Below are 567 nucleotides of genomic sequence, written 5' to 3'. Positions count from 1 at the left end.
CGTTACTATTTTGTACAACTAAATTCCCCACAACTGAGGGCATAATTTTCACCTACTTTATAAGTAATTGTTTGCACTACTATATGAAGGTATAGTCTAATTGGTTCATTTGACAAATATTCCGGAATAGAAAAATGTTTGAAGCTTTGTTTAATCAATCAAGCAAAAAAGTATGTTAAAATTAACGAAGAGTTGAATTTTAACAAGAGTAAATTTGTATAATTAATATATACGGAATTAAAGGAGGTAAAATGTAATGGATAATGTTATAAAAACAGTGGATTTAACAGATGCAGAATCAAGTAAACTTGTTGCTTTTATTTATAGTAATGATGTTACTTTGATCGAAAAAGCATTTTGTCCTAATGAAATAAAATTAAAGTTTAATGAAATAGCAATTTTATCGGCAATTAAAACCGCATATATTACGAAAGTATCTATAAGGAAAGAACTTGAAGCGATTTTTCACGATACAGGCGTTTTATTAGTGAAGCAAAATGTTGAAAGGAATAGTATTCAATCTATAACAATGCATTTTGAGCAATTTAAAAAGTTGCAAAATGAGAT

1 protein-coding gene is annotated in these 567 nt (G+C 27.3%); it reads left to right on the top strand.

The window, feature by feature from the left end:
* Positions 1-256: 256 nt before the first annotated feature.
* Positions 257-567 (top strand): hypothetical protein (locus V7038_RS29360; protein WP_335696084.1); only part of this gene is annotated, 311 nt, incomplete at its 3' end.

Source organism: Bacillus sp. JJ783, from assembly GCF_036963225.1.
Classification (GTDB): domain Bacteria; phylum Bacillota; class Bacilli; order Bacillales; family Bacillaceae_G; genus Bacillus_A; species Bacillus_A cereus_U.
This window is presented reverse-complemented; position numbering and strand designations above follow the sequence as displayed.